Here is a 1,346-nt window from a genome sequence, read left to right on the forward strand (position 1 = left end):
GAACAACAGGAGCACATCGTCATCGCCGAACAACAGGAGCACATCGTCATCGCCGGCCTCCGCCCGAGCCGCCTGCCAGGCGGATGTCACGTCCTCGAATGACTGTCCGTCGGCGGTCGGCCGTACCGCCGCCAACGTGGCCGCCAGGGCCGCTGAGGGCAGGCCTCGTGGGGTATCCCGCTCCAGGCCGGCGAGGTACCAGTGGTCTACCCGGTCGACGAGCGCCTCGATGACCCCGCCGACGTCCTTGTCGGCCAATGCGCCGTAGACGGCGCGCAGCTTCCCGCGGCGCGGCGTGCCGTCGAGCCACGCGGCCAGCGCCCGCGCARCCTGCGGGTTGTGGCCGACGTCCACCAGCGTCAGGGGATGTTCCGCGATCCGCTGCAGGCGGCCGGGGACACGGACGCCGGCCAGCGCTCGCCGGATCGCATCGGCAGAGACATCGACACGCGGTCCGAGGGCATGAAGGGCGGCGATCGCCGAGGCGGCGTTGTCGATCTGCACGGGCGCGTCGAGCCGCGGCCGCGGCAGGTCGAACACCGTGCCATCGCTATGCGACCAGCGCCAATCGCCCTCTCCGGGCACGTCGGTGGCCCAGAAAGCACTGCCGCTTGCCACGACGTCGGCGCCGATGCCGCCCAAGGCATCCATCAAGCCAGCGGGCGGTCGATGCTCGCCGACGATCGCGGGCCGCCCTGCCCGGGCGATGCCGGCCTTCTCGCGGCCGATGCTGTCCCGATCGCCGCCGAGCCAATCCTGGTGATCGAGATCGATAGTGGTGATAACGGCAACATCGGCATCGATGATATTCACGGCGTCGAGACGACCGCCAAGGCCGACTTCGATCACGGCGACATCGAGCCCGGCGCGGGACATCAGATCGATCGCCGCCAAGGTGCCGAACTCGAAATAGGTCTGGGGGATGGCACCACGTGCGGTCTCGATACGCTCGAAAGAGGCCACCAGCGCTTCGTCGGACGCGTCCTCACCTTCGATGCGCACCCGCTCGTTGTAACGAAGCAGGTGGGGCGAGGTATAGCAGCCCACGCGATAGCCGGCGGCACGCAGCATGCCCTCGATGAAGGCGACCGTGGAGCCTTTCCCGTTGGTCCCACCGACGGTGATGACGATCGGCGCGGGGCGCGGCGCACCCATGGCTTCCCACACGGCGCGAATGCGATCGAGGCCGAGCTCGATCTCGCGCGGATGCGTGCGTTCCTGATACGAAAGCCATTCGGCGAGCGTGCGCATGAAGTCGGTACCTTGTGGAAGAGCGATAAAGCTTAGTCCTGCGCAAGACAATGTAGGAGCCGATTCATCGGCGATCCCGCGGCAGCGGGCCAGCC

Annotated in this window: 1 protein-coding gene; it reads right to left on the bottom strand. The window is 68.1% G+C overall.

Translation table 11 applies throughout. The annotated features are described in order from the left end of the window. A partial coding sequence (gene folC / locus AC1DSN_RS22720) for a bifunctional tetrahydrofolate synthase/dihydrofolate synthase (RefSeq protein WP_477333107.1) occupies nt 1-1,251 on the bottom strand: 1,251 nt, incomplete at its 3' end. Nucleotides 1,252-1,346 lie beyond the last annotated feature (95 nt).

The sequence above is a fragment of the Luteibacter sp. P4_D7_3 genome (assembly GCF_056401735.1).